The sequence below is a fragment of the Vibrio sp. A37 genome (genome assembly GCF_059777565.1).
Genome location: NZ_JBLNLI010000001.1, coordinates 1 through 17,051, shown reverse-complemented (window position 1 = coordinate 17,051; position 17,051 = coordinate 1). Strand labels below are relative to the sequence as shown.

The 17,051-nt window shown below is 40.7% G+C and carries 15 protein-coding genes and 1 pseudogene; 7 read left to right on the top strand and 9 right to left on the bottom strand.

From position 1 onward, the window contains the following. Window positions 1–4 precede the first annotated feature (4 nt). Entirely contained in the window at window positions 5–1,753 is a 1,749-nt protein-coding gene (gene tssF, locus ACM2FC_RS00080) for a type VI secretion system baseplate subunit TssF (RefSeq protein ID WP_498478775.1), read from the top strand. Then, the gene (gene tssG, locus ACM2FC_RS00075) at window positions 1,750–2,742 is read left to right on the top strand and encodes a type VI secretion system baseplate subunit TssG (protein WP_498478774.1); all 993 of its coding nucleotides are present in this window, start codon (window positions 1,750–1,752) and stop codon (window positions 2,740–2,742) included. The genes tssF and tssG overlap by 4 nt, the downstream gene beginning before the upstream one ends. Before the next feature lie 144 nt (window positions 2,743–2,886). Here tssG and ACM2FC_RS00070 read toward each other — a convergent pair whose 3' ends face one another. Then, the gene (locus tag ACM2FC_RS00070) at window positions 2,887–3,372 is read right to left on the bottom strand and encodes an acyl-CoA thioesterase (RefSeq protein ID WP_498478773.1); all 486 of its coding nucleotides are present in this window, start codon (window positions 3,370–3,372) and stop codon (window positions 2,887–2,889) included. Window positions 3,373–3,532: 160 nt separating this feature from the next. Continuing rightward, entirely contained in the window at window positions 3,533–3,745 is a 213-nt protein-coding gene (locus tag ACM2FC_RS00065; protein WP_498478772.1) for a hypothetical protein, read from the bottom strand. Window positions 3,746–3,941: 196 nt separating this feature from the next. Between ACM2FC_RS00065 and ACM2FC_RS00060 the strand changes: the two genes are divergently transcribed. Further along, complete coding sequence (locus tag ACM2FC_RS00060) at window positions 3,942–6,608, top strand: hybrid sensor histidine kinase/response regulator (RefSeq protein WP_498478771.1); 2,667 nt, start codon at window positions 3,942–3,944, stop codon at window positions 6,606–6,608. On the opposite strand, the gene ACM2FC_RS00055 is transcribed toward ACM2FC_RS00060, so the two are convergent. Together ACM2FC_RS00055 and ACM2FC_RS00050 are read right to left on the bottom strand one after the other, a co-directional pair. Then, window positions 6,588–7,073, bottom strand: a complete 486-nt coding sequence (locus ACM2FC_RS00055) for a dCMP deaminase family protein (protein ID WP_498478770.1) — start codon at window positions 7,071–7,073, stop codon at window positions 6,588–6,590. The genes ACM2FC_RS00060 and ACM2FC_RS00055 overlap by 21 nt on opposite strands. 773 nt (window positions 7,074–7,846) lie before the next feature. Further along, window positions 7,847–8,758 (bottom strand): LysR family transcriptional regulator, encoded by a 912-nt coding sequence (locus tag ACM2FC_RS00050; RefSeq protein WP_498478769.1) that lies wholly within the window; start codon window positions 8,756–8,758, stop codon window positions 7,847–7,849. Window positions 8,759–9,028: 270 nt separating this feature from the next. Here ACM2FC_RS00050 and ACM2FC_RS00045 point away from each other — a divergent pair, with 270 nt between their 5' ends. Then, window positions 9,029–9,673: a TetR/AcrR family transcriptional regulator gene (locus ACM2FC_RS00045; RefSeq protein ID WP_498478768.1), complete on the top strand. Its 645-nt coding sequence runs from the start codon at window positions 9,029–9,031 to the stop codon at window positions 9,671–9,673. An 8-nt stretch (window positions 9,674–9,681) separates the two neighbouring features. Here ACM2FC_RS00045 and ACM2FC_RS00040 read toward each other — a convergent pair whose 3' ends face one another. Continuing rightward, complete coding sequence (locus ACM2FC_RS00040; protein ID WP_498478767.1) at window positions 9,682–10,950, bottom strand: cytosine deaminase; 1,269 nt, start codon at window positions 10,948–10,950, stop codon at window positions 9,682–9,684. A 499-nt stretch (window positions 10,951–11,449) separates the two neighbouring features. On the opposite strand from ACM2FC_RS00040, the gene ACM2FC_RS00035 reads away from it, so the two are divergent. The 3 genes from ACM2FC_RS00035 to ACM2FC_RS00025 all read left to right on the top strand — a co-directional run bounded on the left by ACM2FC_RS00035 (window position 11,450) and on the right by ACM2FC_RS00025 (window position 13,182). Then, window positions 11,450–12,064, top strand: coding sequence for a LysE family translocator (locus tag ACM2FC_RS00035; RefSeq protein WP_498478766.1), 615 nt, complete (start codon window positions 11,450–11,452; stop codon window positions 12,062–12,064). Between the two features lie 17 nt (window positions 12,065–12,081). Continuing rightward, window positions 12,082–12,480 carry an OsmC family protein gene (locus ACM2FC_RS00030; protein ID WP_498478765.1) on the top strand — a complete coding sequence of 133 codons (399 nt, stop codon included), beginning with the start codon at window positions 12,082–12,084 and terminating at the stop codon, window positions 12,478–12,480. Window positions 12,481–12,564: 84 nt separating this feature from the next. Continuing rightward, the gene (locus tag ACM2FC_RS00025) at window positions 12,565–13,182 is read left to right on the top strand and encodes a DUF1294 domain-containing protein (RefSeq protein WP_498478764.1); all 618 of its coding nucleotides are present in this window, start codon (window positions 12,565–12,567) and stop codon (window positions 13,180–13,182) included. Window positions 13,183–13,243: 61 nt separating this feature from the next. On the opposite strand, the gene ACM2FC_RS00020 is transcribed toward ACM2FC_RS00025, so the two are convergent. From ACM2FC_RS00020 to ACM2FC_RS00005, 4 genes and pseudogenes are all read right to left on the bottom strand, one after another. Continuing rightward, on the bottom strand, window positions 13,244–13,726 hold the full coding sequence (locus ACM2FC_RS00020; RefSeq protein ID WP_498478763.1) for a L,D-transpeptidase family protein: 483 nt from the start codon (window positions 13,724–13,726) through the stop codon (window positions 13,244–13,246). A 70-nt stretch (window positions 13,727–13,796) separates the two neighbouring features. Next, window positions 13,797–14,687 (bottom strand): LysR family transcriptional regulator, encoded by an 891-nt coding sequence (locus ACM2FC_RS00015; protein WP_498478762.1) that lies wholly within the window; start codon window positions 14,685–14,687, stop codon window positions 13,797–13,799. Between the two features lie 131 nt (window positions 14,688–14,818). Next, on the bottom strand, window positions 14,819–16,471 hold the full coding sequence (locus tag ACM2FC_RS00010; protein ID WP_498478761.1) for a BatD family protein: 1,653 nt from the start codon (window positions 16,469–16,471) through the stop codon (window positions 14,819–14,821). A 2-nt stretch (window positions 16,472–16,473) separates the two neighbouring features. Continuing rightward, a pseudogene (locus ACM2FC_RS00005) lies at window positions 16,474–17,051 on the bottom strand (hypothetical protein); the annotation flags it as partial.

Here is a 17,051-nt window from a genome sequence, read left to right as displayed (position 1 = left end):
TGATATGAGTACAAATAAATACTATCTAGATGAGCTTGCTTATCTTCGTGAGGCAGGCAGTGAATTTGCTAGGTTTAACCCCAAACTTACCCAGTTTTTGTCTGAAGATTCGCAAGATCCTGATGTCGAACGGTTACTCGAAGGCTTTGCTTTTCTGACTGGTAGAATACGAGAAAAAATAGATGACGAAATACCGGAGATGACTCAGTCATTGATGAGTTTGCTTTGGCCTCACTATTTACGCTCCATTCCTTCTATGTGTATTGTCGAGCTCACTCCTAGTGAAGGCGCCGTCACTGAAAAAACAACTGTCTCACATGGGATGGAGATGGCAAGTAAATCTATCGAAGGAACACAGTGTCTATTTCGAACTTGCTACGATGTCGACTTGTATCCGATAAAAATTCATCAAGTTGAACAGCTTAGTTCAAAAAGTAACACGACTCTAAACGTAACGATCACAAGTTATCAAGGGCTTGAACTTTCCCGCATCGGATTGGATACCCTAAGACTGCATATTCACGGAGACCTACGTGTCACTCGTACCGCTTATCTTTGGCTATTGAATTATCTTGATCATATCGTGCTTGATGTTGGAGGTGGGTACCAGTGTATGCTCTCTGCAGAGCAGCTGAATCCAGTTGGTTACTGTGAAGAAGATTCCGTCCTGCCTTATGGAAGTAATTCGTTCACTGGCTATCGTTTATTACAAGAATATTTTGCGCTTCCAGAAAAGTTTATGTTCGTTGATATACAGGGCTTAACTTGGTTACAGGGCATACCTCAACGTTCTCAATTCACCGTATCTCTTGTTTTTAATCGAGCTTTACCTAGTGACGTTCATTTGAATGAAAAACACCTGCGTCTTCATTGTACCCCAGCCACTAATTTGTTTGAAAAAGATGCCGATCCTATTCGTCTAAGTCATCTTAAAAATGATTATAAAGTTAGACCACAAAGTTGTAGTCAGGAGCATTATGAAGTCTACTCAATAGAAGGGGTTGAAAGTTGGAGCCAAAAGAAACGTGGGAGGAAATCTATCCTACAGTTTGAATCTTTTGACCATCAAGTCACTCAAATTGACAAACAACACTTTTATAAGTCTTCAGTCCGCAAGAATATAAATGGACTTGGGTTGGAGCACTACATTTCGTTTCATACTCATGATGGTGAGGTTGCCCAGCTTGAGATTGAAACCGTTCTGATGAAACTTACATGCAGTAATGCCCAATTAGCTGAGCGTTTATCGGTGGGGGATATAACTCATGGCACACACAAATCTTCGACTTTAGCAACATTTACCAATATTACTAAACCTACTCAATCGGTTAGCCCCCAGTTGGATGGTGAATTACATTGGCAGCTAATATCGAATATGTCTTTAAACTACCTCTCTTTATCCAAAATTGAAGTACTCAAGGTGATTCTTTCTACCTATGACTTTCATTCACGCGTCAATCGTCAAGCACATCGAGTAGCCATGCTTCGACTAAAAGGTATTAAAGAATCTCGTATTCAACCAGTTGATAGAATTCATCGAGGGGTTTGTGTTCGTGGTAACCAGATATGTCTAGTGCTTGATTCCTCATGTTTTGTCAATGAGGGGGATATGTATCTGCTTGCTTGCGTTATCAATGAATTTATCCGTCTCTATTCGAGCGTAAATTCATTTACCGAATTGAGAGTTGTGGATGAGAAGTCGGGTGAAGTTTACTGGTGGAAAAACTCAACAGGGAAACAGACCATCTTATGATATCTAATTCTTTGTTTGAAAATGATCAATTGAATTTTTTCCAAGCAGTCTTTCTTCTCGAAAAGTACTACAGCCAACAAGATTCAGAAACATATAGTGAAGTTGGCTCAGGCACTCGCTTTGAATTTGAGAAAATACGTTTTTCGGTATCGCCAGCAATGACTTTTCCTATTCGAGATATCGCCAGTATTCATCATGTTAAAGACGAAAGTTTAAGTAATATAGAAGTTAACTTTCTTGGTCTTCATGGCGCTAACTCTCCTTTGCCAACTTGTTATACTGAGAAGCTCGCTGGACGTGATAAAGATGATAACCCTGTAAAAGACTTTTTTGATTTTTTCCATCATCGTTATTTATCACTGTTTTATCGAGTATGGAAAAAATACAAATACCATGTTCAATTTGAAACGGGAGCGACAGATCCTTTTTCGCAGAAAGTGCTGAACTTTGTGGGCCTTTCCAAGTCTATTCAAAAGATGGAAACAGTTGGGTTAGACAGAGCAAAATTGTTGCCCTATATCGCCCAGCTTTCAACTAGAAATCGTTCTCCACGGTTGATCGCAGGAGTTGTTGCTCATTACTTTTCGTTGTCGACTGTTTGGGTCGAAGAATGGGTACTCAGGCACGTCATCATCTCAGAGAATCAAAGAAATGTCCTCAATCACAGAAACTGTTCGCTAGGTAATGACTGTCATCTTGGCCAGACAATGCATGATGTAAGTGGCAAGTTTAACTTGCGTATTGAAGGCTTGCAGTTCCGAGACTATATCCAATTCGTGCCGAAACGTGAGAACTACTCTACGTTGGTTGGATTGATGAAATTTATATTGCGCGATCCATTAGCATGGGATCTAGTGTTGTCTGTGAACGTGGAAAGTGTACCTAAAAACAGCTTAGGGCGTGGTTTGGGGAATACTTTGGGAGAATCCTGCTGGCTAGGCTTACCCAAAGCCAAAGACGCCACAATTACCTTAGTGGGAGCGAGTTGATTGCTAGGGCGTGTTGATCTTTTGAGTTTAAATTTCGTTCGATTCCAAGGCTTTTAATCACGGCGCAGGCTAAGAAGCTTAGTCACTTTAAGCGACAAACTGCTGCAAAGTCATCGCAATAGATCAACACGCCCTAGTTTTCGTCTATTTTAAATACTTAACACCTGCTTCCATCTCTTCGCCAATTTGTTTGCGCATGTTCATAAGCCTAATAGCAGAATCTCGCAGCTCGACATCCTCTTGGGTTTGAGGGACCCATTCTGGAATTGGAGTTGGATTGCCTTCTTCATCGACTGCAACCATGATAACAATACAGTGAGTGGTTAAGGTTTTGTTCAGTTTTTTAGGGTCACTTGCTTGAACATCAATAGCGATGTGCATTGACGTTCGACCTGTATAGATGACTCTTGCTCCAACCTCGACTAAGTTCCCAACTAAGATTGGTTTTACAAATCTAATACCACCGGCGTATGCCGTTATACAGTATTTACCACTCCAGGCAGCTGAGCATGCGTACGCAGCAAGGTCTATCCATTTCATGACGGCACCGCCATGAACTTTCCCACCAAAATTTACATCTCCAGGCTCAGCTAAGAACCTCAGTGTAGTGCTACGTTTTTGCTCAGACATCAGGTTACCCTTTGTTTTTTGTTTATTTGAAAATTATGGTTCGAAATCAAAGCGTAGGCAAGATAGAGGAGCAAGTCAGCTCTTTGCTGGTGCAAAAAGCATTCTTGAAATGTTGATAGGCAATTATTTTGTTTTCAATTAGTGGGGAACCAGTGAGTCGCTATTTGCGAGATAGATCCTCATATTCGCCTTCGATGACTCGATTGGAATCTTCGTTAGCCGTGTACGCTTGTTGCTGGCTTTTCAGTTGGCTCTGAATTTTCTTACCAGTAATCACGGCAACAATAGCAAGCGGTATCGCTAGAAGTAAGCTGGTTATCAGAGTAAAAAAGCCGATAAATGCGGCAAATATCAGTATTAAATATTTTTTCATAGTAAATCCTCGTATCACGTATGCTTTCAGGCTACCAGCAATTTTATGAATGAAACATGAATATCGATCTTGGGTGTGTAAACAAACATTTCAACAGCAGATTGATAAAATTATCACCACATTAAGAATCTTGTTTTATATGAGCTAGTATTAAAGCTCAGGCTAAACGTATTTTTCTCCAAGGAATGGGTTCAGTATGTTCACTAACAACGTGTCTGTTCGGCGTCGATTATTGTTGCTGTGCTTTACAACAGCAATCTTAGTTGTTTGTTTTTCTGGATATTTAATCTTCCAAACGAGTGAGCGTTTGCATGCTTATACCGTTACCTCAGAAAAGGTCCAAGTCCTCAGTGAAGTCACCAACTTGAATAAATTGCTTTACCAAGCATTGAGCTATCGATTAAACGAAAAACCTATAGAGGCACTCCTCAAACAAATTACTAGCAAGTCCGAATTGATACGAAAAACGAAGCATACGGATCAACATTCTCACTATGGTATTGTTAGTGACGGTTCTTTTAAGAATATGCCAGCCTTGCTTGATAAACTTGTGCGACTAACCAATGAGATCAGTCAGGTGAGTGGAGACGAGTTATTCAATATCGGTAATGAACTGTTTGATGTGCTTTATGAAATCAATGCTGATGTCGCAGAGCATGACAGCCATATTACCAGCGATCACCTGCACGACTCAGATATTGTTTTGAACAATTTGCGGTGGCTATATTACTGGATGGAGCGTGAAGCGTGGCTAGCGCAAGAAATGATTGCTAGAGCCGACCAAAATTCAGAGTATCTACGTCAATATATCAAAGCAAGTGAATTACAAAAGCAGTTTTTTAATCGATACATTAGTAGTGAAGCTCGCAGCGATCACTTAAAGCAAGTAGCGGGTTTATTCGCCAATCAGAGCTTCCATAAAAGTGAGCTTTTCCGTAATAAGATACTGACAAACAATGTAAAACCTCAAGACCTACCGGGTTACATTAAGCTCATTGATATTCGTAACCAGCTAATAGAAAGGCAAACAAAAGATTTTCATAAGCATTTTCGCCTAGAACTGGAAGAGCATATAGAAGAAAGCCGCAGACATATTGTATACATTAGTTTGGGGTTAGTCTTACTGTTGGCTTTTACGTTCTACTGGAGTTTGACCACACTTCACCGGCTTAACCGCAAATTAAACGAAATACTCGATATTTTCGGCAAGGTTAAAAATGGTGACTATAGAGAGCGCATTAGAGTAGATGGGAACGACGAATTTACCAGTTTTGCTGCAAGCCTGAATGCCATTTTGCGAGACCTCCATAGTTATCAAGATAAGCTTCTCGGTGCAAAAGTGTGTGCTGAAGAAGCCAACAAACTAAAAAGTTCCTTCTTAGCTAGTATGTCACATGAGATAAGAACACCCCTCAATGGCATCATCGGGATGACAGAGATCTTAGCTGACAGCAATTTGAATAGTTCTCAAAAAGATATCGTCAGGGATATTGACACTTCTTCTCAAACTCTACTCGTATTGCTGAACGATATCTTAGATTTATCGAAAATAGAATCTGGCAACTTGTCATTGTCACTCGTCAATGTGGATATTAGAGAACTTATCTATGAAGCGATAAATATGGTGATCGTTAGAGCTTCAAAACAAGATGTGGAATTGGGTGTTGATATTGAGGATAAACTTCCTTCGATTCTATTCGTAGATGGTTATCGAGTAAAACAAGTACTGCTTAACCTCTTGGCCAACGCGGTTAAGTTCACTCATCGAGGCATGGTTAACATTGATGTGGAAATGGTTGACAAAGAATCTTGTTCTTGGATGGTTATTCGAGTTATTGATACTGGTGTTGGAATAGAGAAAGAGAAGCAAAAAGCTATCTTTGAACCCTTTACCCAGGAAGATTCAAGTATTACTCGGCGCTTTGGCGGAACTGGGCTTGGTTTGGCTATTTGTCGACAATTAGTTGAATTGATGGGAGGAGAAATTAGAGTCGACTCTACGCATGGAATCGGTACTTGTTTTGAATTTGAGATTCCGGTTAAGGTCGCGAAGGAGCAGCCACTTCGGGCGGCGCTGCCTGTAAATATTTTAGTGGTGACAAATGGCACGCCTTATAAAACTCTGATTGAAAGAGAATGTAAATACTTTTCTATTCCAAATTTAGTTGTAGATACAATAGAAGAGGCGATCGAAGTCAAACAGCAAATTGATATGATCATCTATTGTCCAAGCAAACATAATGAGGTACCAAAAGATGTTGCCAGACTTCGCGCGAAATACTGTGGTGTTGAAATCTTAGCTTTTCAACATCATTTACAGTTCTCACCAGAACTAGCTTGTATCGTCACTCCAACGCTCACTTTGCCTGTTATGGGAAATCGATTTAAATCCCTCATCGAAGAAGTCGCGAGTCAAATAAACCAGCCAGTAATGGCCAGCAGAAGTGATGTGTCATTAAGTGAAATAGATGTTTCAAGGCCCGCTAAAGTACTGATTGTTGAAGATAACTTAATGAATCAGAAGATCGCTAGCTTTTTTTTGGAGAAAGCAGGGATGGAATATACAGTCGTAAGCAATGGGCAAGAAGCTGTTCAAGCTGTTCAGGGTGGAGGAAAGTTTATTGCCGTGCTTATGGATTGTATGATGCCAATCATGGATGGACTCACTGCAACAAAAAAAATTCGCCAATGGGAGACAGAGCAGGGAAAACAAAAGCTGCCAATTATCGCATTGACTGCTAGTGTTCTTCAGGAAGAAATAGAAAGCTGCTTTGAAGCTGGAATGGATGCTTATTTACCCAAACCCTATAAATCGCAGCAGCTTTTCGATGTTTTTAGCGAACTAAATGTTAGTCGGCCGTAGGTTAACTTGTCCTAATTCAATTGACTCGAGCTCTGCAAGTGAGAGCCAATTCACCTCAACATTAGCTTGAGAAAACATATCTTGGCTAACACTGATTTTTTCTCCCCAACGAGAAAGGAAGTCTTCAGTTTGCTCTGGGCAATTTACCTTAGAAATACCTGTTTGAATTATTTTTGCAGCACAGTTGGGGCAAGGAAAATGAGTTACCCATATTTCGCACCCATCTAAATCCCTTTTAGCGAACAAAATAGCGTTTTCTTCTGCGTGCAGAGTTTTGAGATACTTCATATCTCTATCGTCGGTAGCTGCACTATCTGATATGCCATGGGGGTAACCATTGAAGCCGACTGAAACGATCCTGTTTTTCTTCGTTATGACGGCACCGACTTGGGTCGATGGATCTTTACTCCAAGAGCCCACTAACTGTGCCATTTGATAAAATCGCTGTGCCCATTTTGAGATCATTTAAGCTTCCTCAGCAAACTAGTCTGTTATTGCACCATTATACGCAAACATTTTGAATATGTAGATTTCGGTGTGTAATGTTTACTGAAGCTTATTCGTGCAGGTCGACGTTGATGTGAGGTGGATCGCTATAACTCGTTGATAAGATTAAGAGTGATAGAAGATATTTGTCTACGTTTCTTGTGAGAGATCTCTTACAAGCTTGTGAGCTAAATATTTAATTTTTAGTAGGTTAATAGTGCGCATGTTTGTAACATTATGAAAAATAACAGTTAAAAATTACGATGGGAGATTTATTTGAAAATCTAGCTTATTGTTCGATTGCGAATCGGAAAGGATGTCGTAATCTTAAAGGTGTCAGCAGGAAGCAGACATGGAACTGGAAAGCTCCAAGGATAGGTCATCTTCAGGAAGAAGATTCGATTGTTCAACTGGAAGAATAATCGGCATGGAAAGCAAAGTGAATCAGAGACAGAGTTTAGCTAGGATGGTTAAAATTTTATCTGATAAACATGTTTCAAGGACTGAATAACCTTATCAGGAAGATAAGTTAAGGACACCGCTTAAGGAATAAGCGATGAGAGTTAGCAGGGGAAGGCTAACGGGCCGGAGCGCCGAGGACACCGCTAGGAAGGCGATGAGAAGGACTAGGCTGAAGGAATCAGCGTACTATCAAGGAATAGATGCAGGGAGCACCTATTAGTAGCGGGATTGCTGCGAGTAAGAAATGAAACCCCACTAGAATCCTAGTGGGGTTTTTCTTTATCTGCTATTCACACATTCAAAAAGTGAGTTTTAACGTTTTTTAAAATTTGTTTCGAATTTGGGTTGAGAGGCCTTGTGTTCAATTGATATATAGACAATTGAAATGGTTCTAGTTGTAGCGAAAGCTTTTTTAGCTTTCCAGAGTTTATTTTATCGGCAACAAGGAATTCCGGAACAATCGTGGCGGCGCTTCCCTGTTCGGCGAGCTCGATTCTAGTGTTGTTTGAGTCAATATCATAAATAATATTACCCGTTTGACTGACTTCTCGATAAAACCTAACCAAGCTGCTGTCATCTGAGTATTGCTTTATTGTTTGAGGAAATGACCACTTATAGCACTTTACATCATTATAGTGTTTAGCCATGGCAGAGATGACAGCGACTAGCTTCAGATTAACGAATGGCGTTACAGCCAATTGTTTCAAGCTAGAAAAAGTGTCAGCAATTCGGCCATACGCAATAAAAAAATCAAGCTTATTTTGAATCAACAGTTTTAGCAGGTTCTCTGTCGAGTCATCCCTAACGGTGACCTTTAGAGCAGGGTAGTGTGTAGAAAAGAGTGTTGATAAAAGGTGGCTTGCAATTGGAGCGATAATTTTGCCAATGCCGATACTAATTTCATTATCTCCTGTTTGGTGAATTGCCTTTATTGTGTTTCCCATTACACAATATGCTGTCCATATATCTAAAAACTTTGGATACAAATAGTTCGCTGCTTCACTTGGATAAAAGTTGCGAGTGTCTCGATAGAATAAAACTAAATCTAGCTGTGACTCTAAGCTTTTGAGGCTTTTTGTTAAGGCTGATTGTGTCAGACCATAAGATTCTGCCGCTTTAGATACACTGCCAAGCTCATAGATGCGAATAAAGTATCGCAAGTGATTGGGGGTTATATTTGTAAAATCAAAATCGTCCAGCATTTGTTCACTCTTGAGAGATTGTTGTTACGGATCTCCGACCAACTGAGTTTTGATTTAGGTGGTCACGCTCAATGAACACAATAAACTACAATTTTTTTTAATACATTCAAAGGAATATCATTATTACTTATAGTTATTAACGTTTATTTTCTTGATGGTGAGGAATACATATATTCCTTTTTAAATAAAGAAAAATGAATAAATATTGTTCGACATTGTTAATGTTGGATTGATTCTCAACTTTATTAAAAGTTGTCTGCTGTAGATTATATGCAAGAAAAGAAAAGCAAACTTGGTCGCCCTATTAATAGCAAGATGGATGTTCGAGCTGATTTAATAAAACACGCTCGCTACCTATTCACTAGTATGCCATACGAGAAAGTGTCAATTAGACTTATCGCTCAAAAAGCAGGCGTAAGCAGCTCTCTGATTAGGTACTACTTTGGGGATAAGGAAGGATTGTTTGAAATTACGATACGCGAAATAGCACAGCCCTTTTATTCTCAGGTCCAAACACTCGTTCGAAATACAAATTACCAAAGCTTTGTTGAGCTTATTCGGGTATTCCTAAGTGAAATAAAGAAAAACCCTCAGTTGCCTAAGCTTTTGTCACGTTTCATGAGCTTGCCAATCACGGATAGTAAGAGGTTATTGGTAGAGCAAACGTTACGCGTCTACAATCAATTACTCTATGACGTTGTGTTTCAAAAAATGGCAGAGGAAGGTGTATTAAAAAAAGGCATGGATCCCATCTTTTGTCGTTTATCTTTACTCAGCTTGGTCGTTCATCCTTTCATTATTCCTCCCGCTCTATTGTCTGCGCATGGAATAGAAATGAACGATGAGTTTTTTGAAAAACTTTTAAAGCATAATATACAACTGATAACTCATGGGTTTATCCAAGAAGCTGTTTAGAGCGTGTTTTAGCGAAAATCTATATTTTCTTCTTTGGTCCAAAATATGGTGCTTTGTGACGGTTGTGTTTTAGCTATGAGTTGGCCTTTACGTATTGAAAAAAGTACTGGAGTTTGTCGTCTGACCGCATCAAAGCCGTTCTCTGCTGGGAGTACAATAAGGTTTGCTGGCTTGCCTATTTCTATTCCATAGCTTTCAGTGATGTTTAGGGATTTGGCTGCATTATGAGAGATTAAATCGAGTGAATGATTGATTTGTTCGTAGCCCATAAGTTGGCTCACATGTAATCCCATGTGCAGTACTTGCAGCATATTCGCTGTGCCCAATGGATACCAAGGATCAAAGACATCGTCATGGCCGAAGCAGACATTAATGCCTGCCTCCAGTAACTCTTTCACTCTCGTTACTCCTCGCCTTTTGGGGTAATCATCAAAACGGCCCTGCAAGTGAATATTAACTAAGGGGTTTGCGACAAAATTGATGTTTGAAAGCTTGAGTAATCGAAACAGTCTGGAAGTATACGCGCCGTTGTAAGAACCCATAGCGGTAGTATGGCTAGCTGTCACTCTAGCGCCGAGTTTTGATTCGATTGCGAGCGTTGCGACTGTTTCTAAAAAACGTGATTGTTCATCATCAATTTCGTCGCAATGTATATCTACTAGGCAGTCGTACTTCTTAGCTAATTCAAAAGCGAAGTGTAGTGACTCAACACCATACTCTCGAGTGAATTCAAAGTGTGGTATGGCACCAACAACGTCAGCGCCGAGCTTGATAGCCTCCTCCAATAAGTTTTTTCCATTGGGAAAGGATAAGATGCCTTCTTGCGGAAAGGCGACGATTTGTAACTCAACCCAAGGTTCCACTTCCTTTTTTAACTCAAGCATGGCGCGCAAAGCAGTCAAATTGGGATCAGAGACATCAACATGAGTTCTGACGTGTTGTATTCCTTGGGCGATTTGCCACTTTAACGTTTTTTGAGCTCTTTCTTTAACATCTTCATGGCTAAGTACAGCTTTCCTTTCTGCCCACCGTTCAATGCCTTCAAACAGGGTGCCCGATTGGTTCCAGTTCGGCTGCCCCGCTGTTTGAGTCGTGTCTAGGTGGATGTGGGGTTCGCAGAAAGGAGAGATCGCCAGGCCATAGTTTGCATCAATGGTTTGAGCCTGCCACGTGACCTTGTCATCGTTTGGCAAAATAGAGTGGAAGCTTCCGTCCTTGATTAGAATTTGGCTGTAGTCCTTTTCTGTACCTAGTTTTACATTCTTGATTCGTAACATATCAAACTCATTCCATTGATTAGATAGCAGGGAGCGCCCTAGGTAAAACGTTACTCTTTTCTTGCTTATATGTATAGCTAAGTAACCGATTTGGAAGGAACAGCGCGTAGAATTTTGATAAAAAAAAGCCAATTGCAATAAGGCAATTGGCTGAATTTAAATGTGAACAAAATGGTTCACTAACAACGTCAGTTGGCTAGGTGACCCTCGGCTTAAAAAGGGTCACAGTAAGTAATGCAGTATATGTGCCAAGTATAATATGACGGATTTTGGGTAGAATATGGCTTTATTCAATCATGGTTTTAGTGTTTTGTTGCATATTGCAATTGCAGGCTGCAAATTATTTCAAATTTGCTAATTACAATAAACATATTTGCTATTGTGATGTTTGCGATTCAAGTAGACTTTAGACTGGTTACATTTGGGGAAATTTGTTTAGTTAAAAGAACTCATGCAATATTGCAGCAGTTAATTTTATGGATCACTTTAGGGGAAAATAATGACGTTAACCGTTTGGTTATCTCTTTTTATGGTGTGTTTATTGGGAGCGATGTCTCCTGGTCCGAGTCTCGCCATGGTAATTAAGCATAATCTTGCTGGGGGCCGGAAAAATGGCGTTGCTGTTGCTTGGGCACATGCTTTTGGTATTGGTGTGTATGCCTTTATTACCATGATAGGACTGGCAGTCGTTCTGCATAACTCTCCTCTTGTGTTTGAAGCTATCAGCCTTGCTGGTGCTTTGTACCTAGCCTACTTAGGAATTAACGCGCTTCGCTCTAAGGGCGGTGTAGCCGCGAAGCTTGAATCAGGTGAGAAAGTGACAGTGTGGCAATCTGCAAAAGAAGGGATACTGATATCCATTCTAAACCCTAAAATTGCGATATTTTTTATCGCATTGTTTAGTCAGTTTGTTGCGGAGGGACACGGTGTTGCCAGTAAATCCATCATAGTCATCACTCCCTTTGTTGTTGATGGCCTTTGGTACACTTTGATAACGTTCTTACTATCAAGCCCACTATTTATTGATAGAATGCGTGAAAAAGCGCAATTGATTGATAGATTATCTGGCATCGTTTTAATTTTATTGGCAGTACGAGTAGTGTTCACTCTATAAGTTATAGGAATTGTTAAATGCAAGCTGAAGTAAAATGGGTTGAAGAATTTAAGTTCATTGGCCAGTCTCAGTCAGGCCATTCAATTGTGATGGATGGCAGTGGCGGAAAAACTGCACCTAGCCCAATGGAGATGGTGCTAATGGCGGCTGGCGGTTGTAGCTCAGTGGATGTAGTGGATGGCTTAAAAGAAATGGGCCAGCAAGTGACAAGCTGCGTGGCAAAGTTAACAACAGAGCGAAGGGAAACAGCGCCACGTATCTTTACAAAAGTAAATATTCATTTTGAAGTTTCTGGTAAGGATCTAGAAGAAAGTGTGGTAGCGCAAGTAACAGAAAACTCATTACAAAAGTACTGTTCAGTATGCTTGATGCTAGGTGGAGGTGTAGAGATGACTCATAGTTGGGAAATCTGTTAAATTTACGCAAATTAGTTCATAAAGCCAGACACTTTGTCTGGCTTTTTTCTATGCTGAATAATAATGAACTAGGAAGCAATTAAGATGAAAGCTCTCAAAGGGAAGATAGTAGAGCTTAGTCAAGAGAAGGGATATGGATATATTGTGCCCTTCACTGGAAGGCTAAGAATCCGCTTCAAATTTGAAGATTATATAGAGTCTAAAAAGAGTATCGCGGTTGATGAAGAAGTGATGTTCCACATCACGAAAGATAACTGTGGTCAAGGCAAAGCAGTGAATGTCCAACGTGTCCGTCACTGCAGGATTTCTCTATTTGCCGCTATTTGGTTCGCACTTACGATGGTAGGATGTGTTTTTTACTTCCATTATCCTATCGAAGTGTTGGGGTACTATGCGCTCATCAACGTGTTGGTTTGGCTAGTGTGCTGGTTAGACAAGAGAGCGAAGGCTGCCAATCGTCCAGTAACAGGGGAAAGTTCATTATTATTTTTGTCGTTTATTGGTGGTTGGATATCAGGGGCTATCGCGCCCTATCTATACAAAGGGGCGCAGAGAAGCTCCCTTTATAAAATGTTCTTTAACCTTGTTATCGTGATGCAGTTTTCTTTATTTGCTTGGACTTTGTACCCAACAGGAGAAAAGTGGATGAATCAGAAAATTACAGACGCCTACAAAGCCCATGCGGTTTATATCAAAAAATAATTCTACTTGATTCAGTAACTAAGGACTAAATGAGGCGGTCGTTCCATCGCATTTATGTGACTTACCATTCGATGTGAATGGGTGTTCCCACTTTAACTAAACTTAGAAATTCGTCCATTTCACTATTGGTTATTGCAATGCAGCCATCTGTCCAGTCAAAGCTTTGGACAAAATCCGGAGAGCGCCTATCCCCATTCTTGAGACCATGAATTTTAATGTTTCCTCCGGGAGACAGGCCTAATTGATGCGCTTTGGCGACGTCATAAATGTTGGGGTAATTAATATGAATTGAGCGGTAAAAAGCAGAGTCTTCGATAATGAAGTCCAGTCGATATAAGCCTTCGGGTGTGCGTTGATCACCTTCATATATCTTGTGGCCGCGAGGCTCTTTACCCAGTGCGATTCGGTACTCTCTAATAACTTGATCGTTGTCGATGAGGTACATTCTTCGTTTGGACTTATCCACCTTTACAATGTCCACTTGCGCTATGCAAGATAGACTAAAGCCTGCAAAAAGTAGAGCCAAAATCCAGTGCCGAATCATTCCCTCATAGTACCTCAGAAGTTCAAGTTTAGAGGTTAAGTATGGTCGCAATTTGTTGGTTAGAAAAGTATCAAATGGCAGTAGATTTTTTTAATGCAGATATTGATTCCAATTTCATCTTGACCTGCTTTAGGACCAGTTGCTCAATCTTTTTTATTGCCTCAATAGAATGATTAGATTTTCGATAAGCTAGATAAATTGGCCTAAACCATTCTTCTCCGTCGGAGACTTTTTTCAATCTATCAGAGGTAATATACGACTCTACCATGGTTGAAGGTAAATATGCTGCGCCTCCTTTTTCTAACATGAAATCCAAAGCAATACGCCCTGTAGATGTCCTGAGATAAGGAGCTGGTGCAGTAGGGTGCCGCTCAGCGTGCTCAGAGCTAAATCGTGTTCCCCAATCAACGTAAATATAATTGTTTTCTAAGGCTCTAGTGGCTGAACAAGGTTCAGTTGAGACTAATGTAAGCTCTAAGTTGGACACTTTAGTGCAGCTTATTTCGTCGGAGTTCACTGGGTCGAGAACAAAAGCCATATCTAAGGTTTTGTCGATCAACTTTCTATATATTTGATCTCGAGACAAAGCATTTGCAGTAAAAGAGTAGCCCTGAAAAGCATCAGTAATAAGACTCAGACAATTCTGTAGATAAGCATCCCAAATATCTGGTGAACCAGCTAACTCTAATTGTAGGGCTTTACCGCTCTCTAGACAGAGCTCCAATTTCGCTTGTTCTAGGGTATTAACCATTACCTCAGCGTAACTAATGAGCTTTTCGCCAGATGGGGTTAAGCGTATAGCGTTTCTATCACGAATAAAAAGTGGGGTACCAAAATAACACTCTAACTGTTTTATTCGAGCGCTTACTGCGGCTTGCGTAAGATATAAATTTTCTGCTGATCGTCCAAAGTGCTTTTCATTCGCCACTTCAAGGAAAGTTTTAAAAACCTTTACGTCCATATTTGTAATTTACATATTGTTCACGAAAAGCAGCATAGCAACAACGGCATTGTTGAGCGATAACAACAAATTAGTTTTCATATTCTTAGTCTACAAAGTGCTCGGAATACTCCGAGCACCGACTTTATAACTTATAAATCTACAAGCTTGTCATTTTGATCAGCAGGTCTTTTTTGCATTTTTTCCAGCTTAGCAATCGCGGCCAATAGCTCTTCTTTACTTGCTGAACATTGATTGTCTTTAAACTCATTCCTGTGCATTTTTTCTAGTTCTTGCCTGATGGTGTTTTCTAGCCCCGCATCTTTTTGATGTATCTGACTAAACCAAATATCTGCTTCAAACTGAGCTTTAATCGCATCTCCAGACTTTATTGCGTCAGAAAAGCTTTGGTAAGTTGTCGATACTTTATTGCTTGACGGCAATTCTTCTTGTTTTGATTTGCGCCTAACGTTTAGTAAGCACAGTAAAGTTGCGACCCACAGGACGCCAAATAGCAGTGCAATGTAAGGCCAATATCCAGAATTATGTACGGTGACGATTTTTTCAGGTGTGGATGCTAGGGGAGGAGCAGATGTAGGAGATGGTGCCACACTTTGAGTTGAGCTAGGAGTGACGGTTAGATCCAAACCTTCGATATGAGACGTCTGCTGCTTCTTGTTTTGGCTATTCCACCAACGAATATTTGCGTTTTCCAGTTTTATGTCGCCAGGCTGCTGTGGAATTAAAACCTGTTTTAATGTCATGCGTGTTACGTTGTTTGGCAGCGTTTGGAACTGAGGTTTATCGGCATAAACACGGACACTCGGTGGGTAGTGAGTGACGATATTGGGGAGTTGCTCAGCGCTTAAGCCTTCGACATCCATAGTGATGATTCGGGTGATAGAATCGCCAACCTGAGTTTTGTAGGGTTTATTGGTGTGAATATCATGTCCATTTTGGTCAAGCCATTGCTGAGATAGCGTTAATTTCGATGTCGGTAGCCAATACCCTTGGTAGTGAGCGGGCTTGGGTTCAACCGTGAAATCAAATTTCTTTGCCTTAGTATCGGCATCCAGCATCGAAGTATTGCCCGTTGTATTGTTAATGTAAAAAATCCTGCCTTTGAATTCTGGTCCAGTGAGCACGTAATGTCCAGGCTTATCTGCGGTGATACGGTAGTCTTGGTCCACAACAGTCACGTTCACACCATTCAAGATACTTTGATATTGCTGCTGTTCTCCAACAGGAGTTAACGTTAAACCATTCGCTGACGGCGGAATAATTTGCGGGTTTTGCAAAGAACGTGGATCGGTTTTGATGATTAAACGCGTTTTTAGATATGCGCTCTCTTCTGGATAGAGAACATTCTTATCGAGGGTTGCTTGCATCTCAACCAAATCACTGGCCTTAGGGGCTTGACTGCTTTGGCTGACATGAATTTCAATTGGTTGTGATGAAACACCATCGATTGAAAATTTCGGAATAGTAATGGAGCCTACTTTTTTGGGAGCTAAAGAGACAGTCCAAGTTGTTCTTACTGAATTTTTACCATTGACATTATTTTGGTATGTACCGTAGCTAGGTTGGGATACATAAAAATCCTTGTTGAGGACGTCAAAGCTTATTGCATCGGACGCCGCTTGCTGGTCGGTGACCAATTGCAAGCGAAACATCTCGTTTTTTGCTACTTTCGTCGTGTTAACACTTGCCCACAGGTTTGCGGCAAACACGTTGACACTAAATAGTGAAGCCATGAGAATCAGCATCGCTGAACATTGAGTGAGTAAAGAGTTTCTATATTTCATAATTACCACTTTTTACCTGTGTATTTGGGTGGTTGTTTGTTCTCGGCTTGCAGCAAAATTTCAGCACGCAATAGGGTAGCTGGATCGCGAATCGTCTCGACTTGATCGAGTTTGCGTAGAGCGGGATCTACATGTTCCTGATTGCTTTTTTGGGCCGAGGTTGATTGGTCATTGAGCTGTTCTGAGGATGGCTTTTGCTCGCTTTGACTAGCTTGCGGTTTCTGCTGTTGACTCTCCTGACCTTGCTCTTTCGGTTGTGGTTTTTCCTGCTGTGCTTCTTGGCTTTGTTGCTGTTTTTTGTCGCCTTCAGCGTGCTGCGGTTGCTGCTCGGGTGGTGACTGATTTAGCTGATCGTTCGTTTTGGAGTCTTTGCTCTTTTCATTTTGAGGTTCAGCATTATTTTCAGCACCTGTTTGTTGCGAGTTAGGCTTCTGATTACGGTTTTCATACCGTTGGTTATTTTTTTGCTTTTCGTCTGTGTGATTACTTTGACTTGACTGGTTTTGCTTGTCAGAATTTTGTTGCTGTTGCTGTTGCTGTTGCTGTTGCTGTTGCTGTTGCTGTTGCTGTTGCTGTTGCT

Coding starts and splice junctions, on each gene's coding strand:
- ACM2FC_RS00025 (WP_498478764.1), top strand. CDS start 12,565: ATGAAAGCTCTCAAAGGGAAGATAGTAGAGCTTAGTCAAGAGAAGGGA.
- ACM2FC_RS00030 (WP_498478765.1), top strand. CDS start 12,082: ATGCAAGCTGAAGTAAAATGGGTTGAAGAATTTAAGTTCATTGGCCAG.
- ACM2FC_RS00040 (WP_498478767.1), bottom strand. CDS start 10,950: ATGTTACGAATCAAGAATGTAAAACTAGGTACAGAAAAGGACTACAGC.
- ACM2FC_RS00045 (WP_498478768.1), top strand. CDS start 9,029: ATGCAAGAAAAGAAAAGCAAACTTGGTCGCCCTATTAATAGCAAGATG.
- ACM2FC_RS00050 (WP_498478769.1), bottom strand. CDS start 8,758: ATGCTGGACGATTTTGATTTTACAAATATAACCCCCAATCACTTGCGA.
- ACM2FC_RS00020 (WP_498478763.1), bottom strand. CDS start 13,726: ATGATTCGGCACTGGATTTTGGCTCTACTTTTTGCAGGCTTTAGTCTA.
- ACM2FC_RS00070 (WP_498478773.1), bottom strand. CDS start 3,372: ATGTCTGAGCAAAAACGTAGCACTACACTGAGGTTCTTAGCTGAGCCT.
- ACM2FC_RS00015 (WP_498478762.1), bottom strand. CDS start 14,687: ATGGACGTAAAGGTTTTTAAAACTTTCCTTGAAGTGGCGAATGAAAAG.
- ACM2FC_RS00055 (WP_498478770.1), bottom strand. CDS start 7,073: ATGATCTCAAAATGGGCACAGCGATTTTATCAAATGGCACAGTTAGTG.
- ACM2FC_RS00035 (WP_498478766.1), top strand. CDS start 11,450: ATGACGTTAACCGTTTGGTTATCTCTTTTTATGGTGTGTTTATTGGGA.
- ACM2FC_RS00065 (WP_498478772.1), bottom strand. CDS start 3,745: ATGAAAAAATATTTAATACTGATATTTGCCGCATTTATCGGCTTTTTT.
- tssG (WP_498478774.1), top strand. CDS start 1,750: ATGATATCTAATTCTTTGTTTGAAAATGATCAATTGAATTTTTTCCAA.
- ACM2FC_RS00060 (WP_498478771.1), top strand. CDS start 3,942: ATGTTCACTAACAACGTGTCTGTTCGGCGTCGATTATTGTTGCTGTGC.
- tssF (WP_498478775.1), top strand. CDS start 5: ATGAGTACAAATAAATACTATCTAGATGAGCTTGCTTATCTTCGTGAG.
- ACM2FC_RS00010 (WP_498478761.1), bottom strand. CDS start 16,471: ATGAAATATAGAAACTCTTTACTCACTCAATGTTCAGCGATGCTGATT.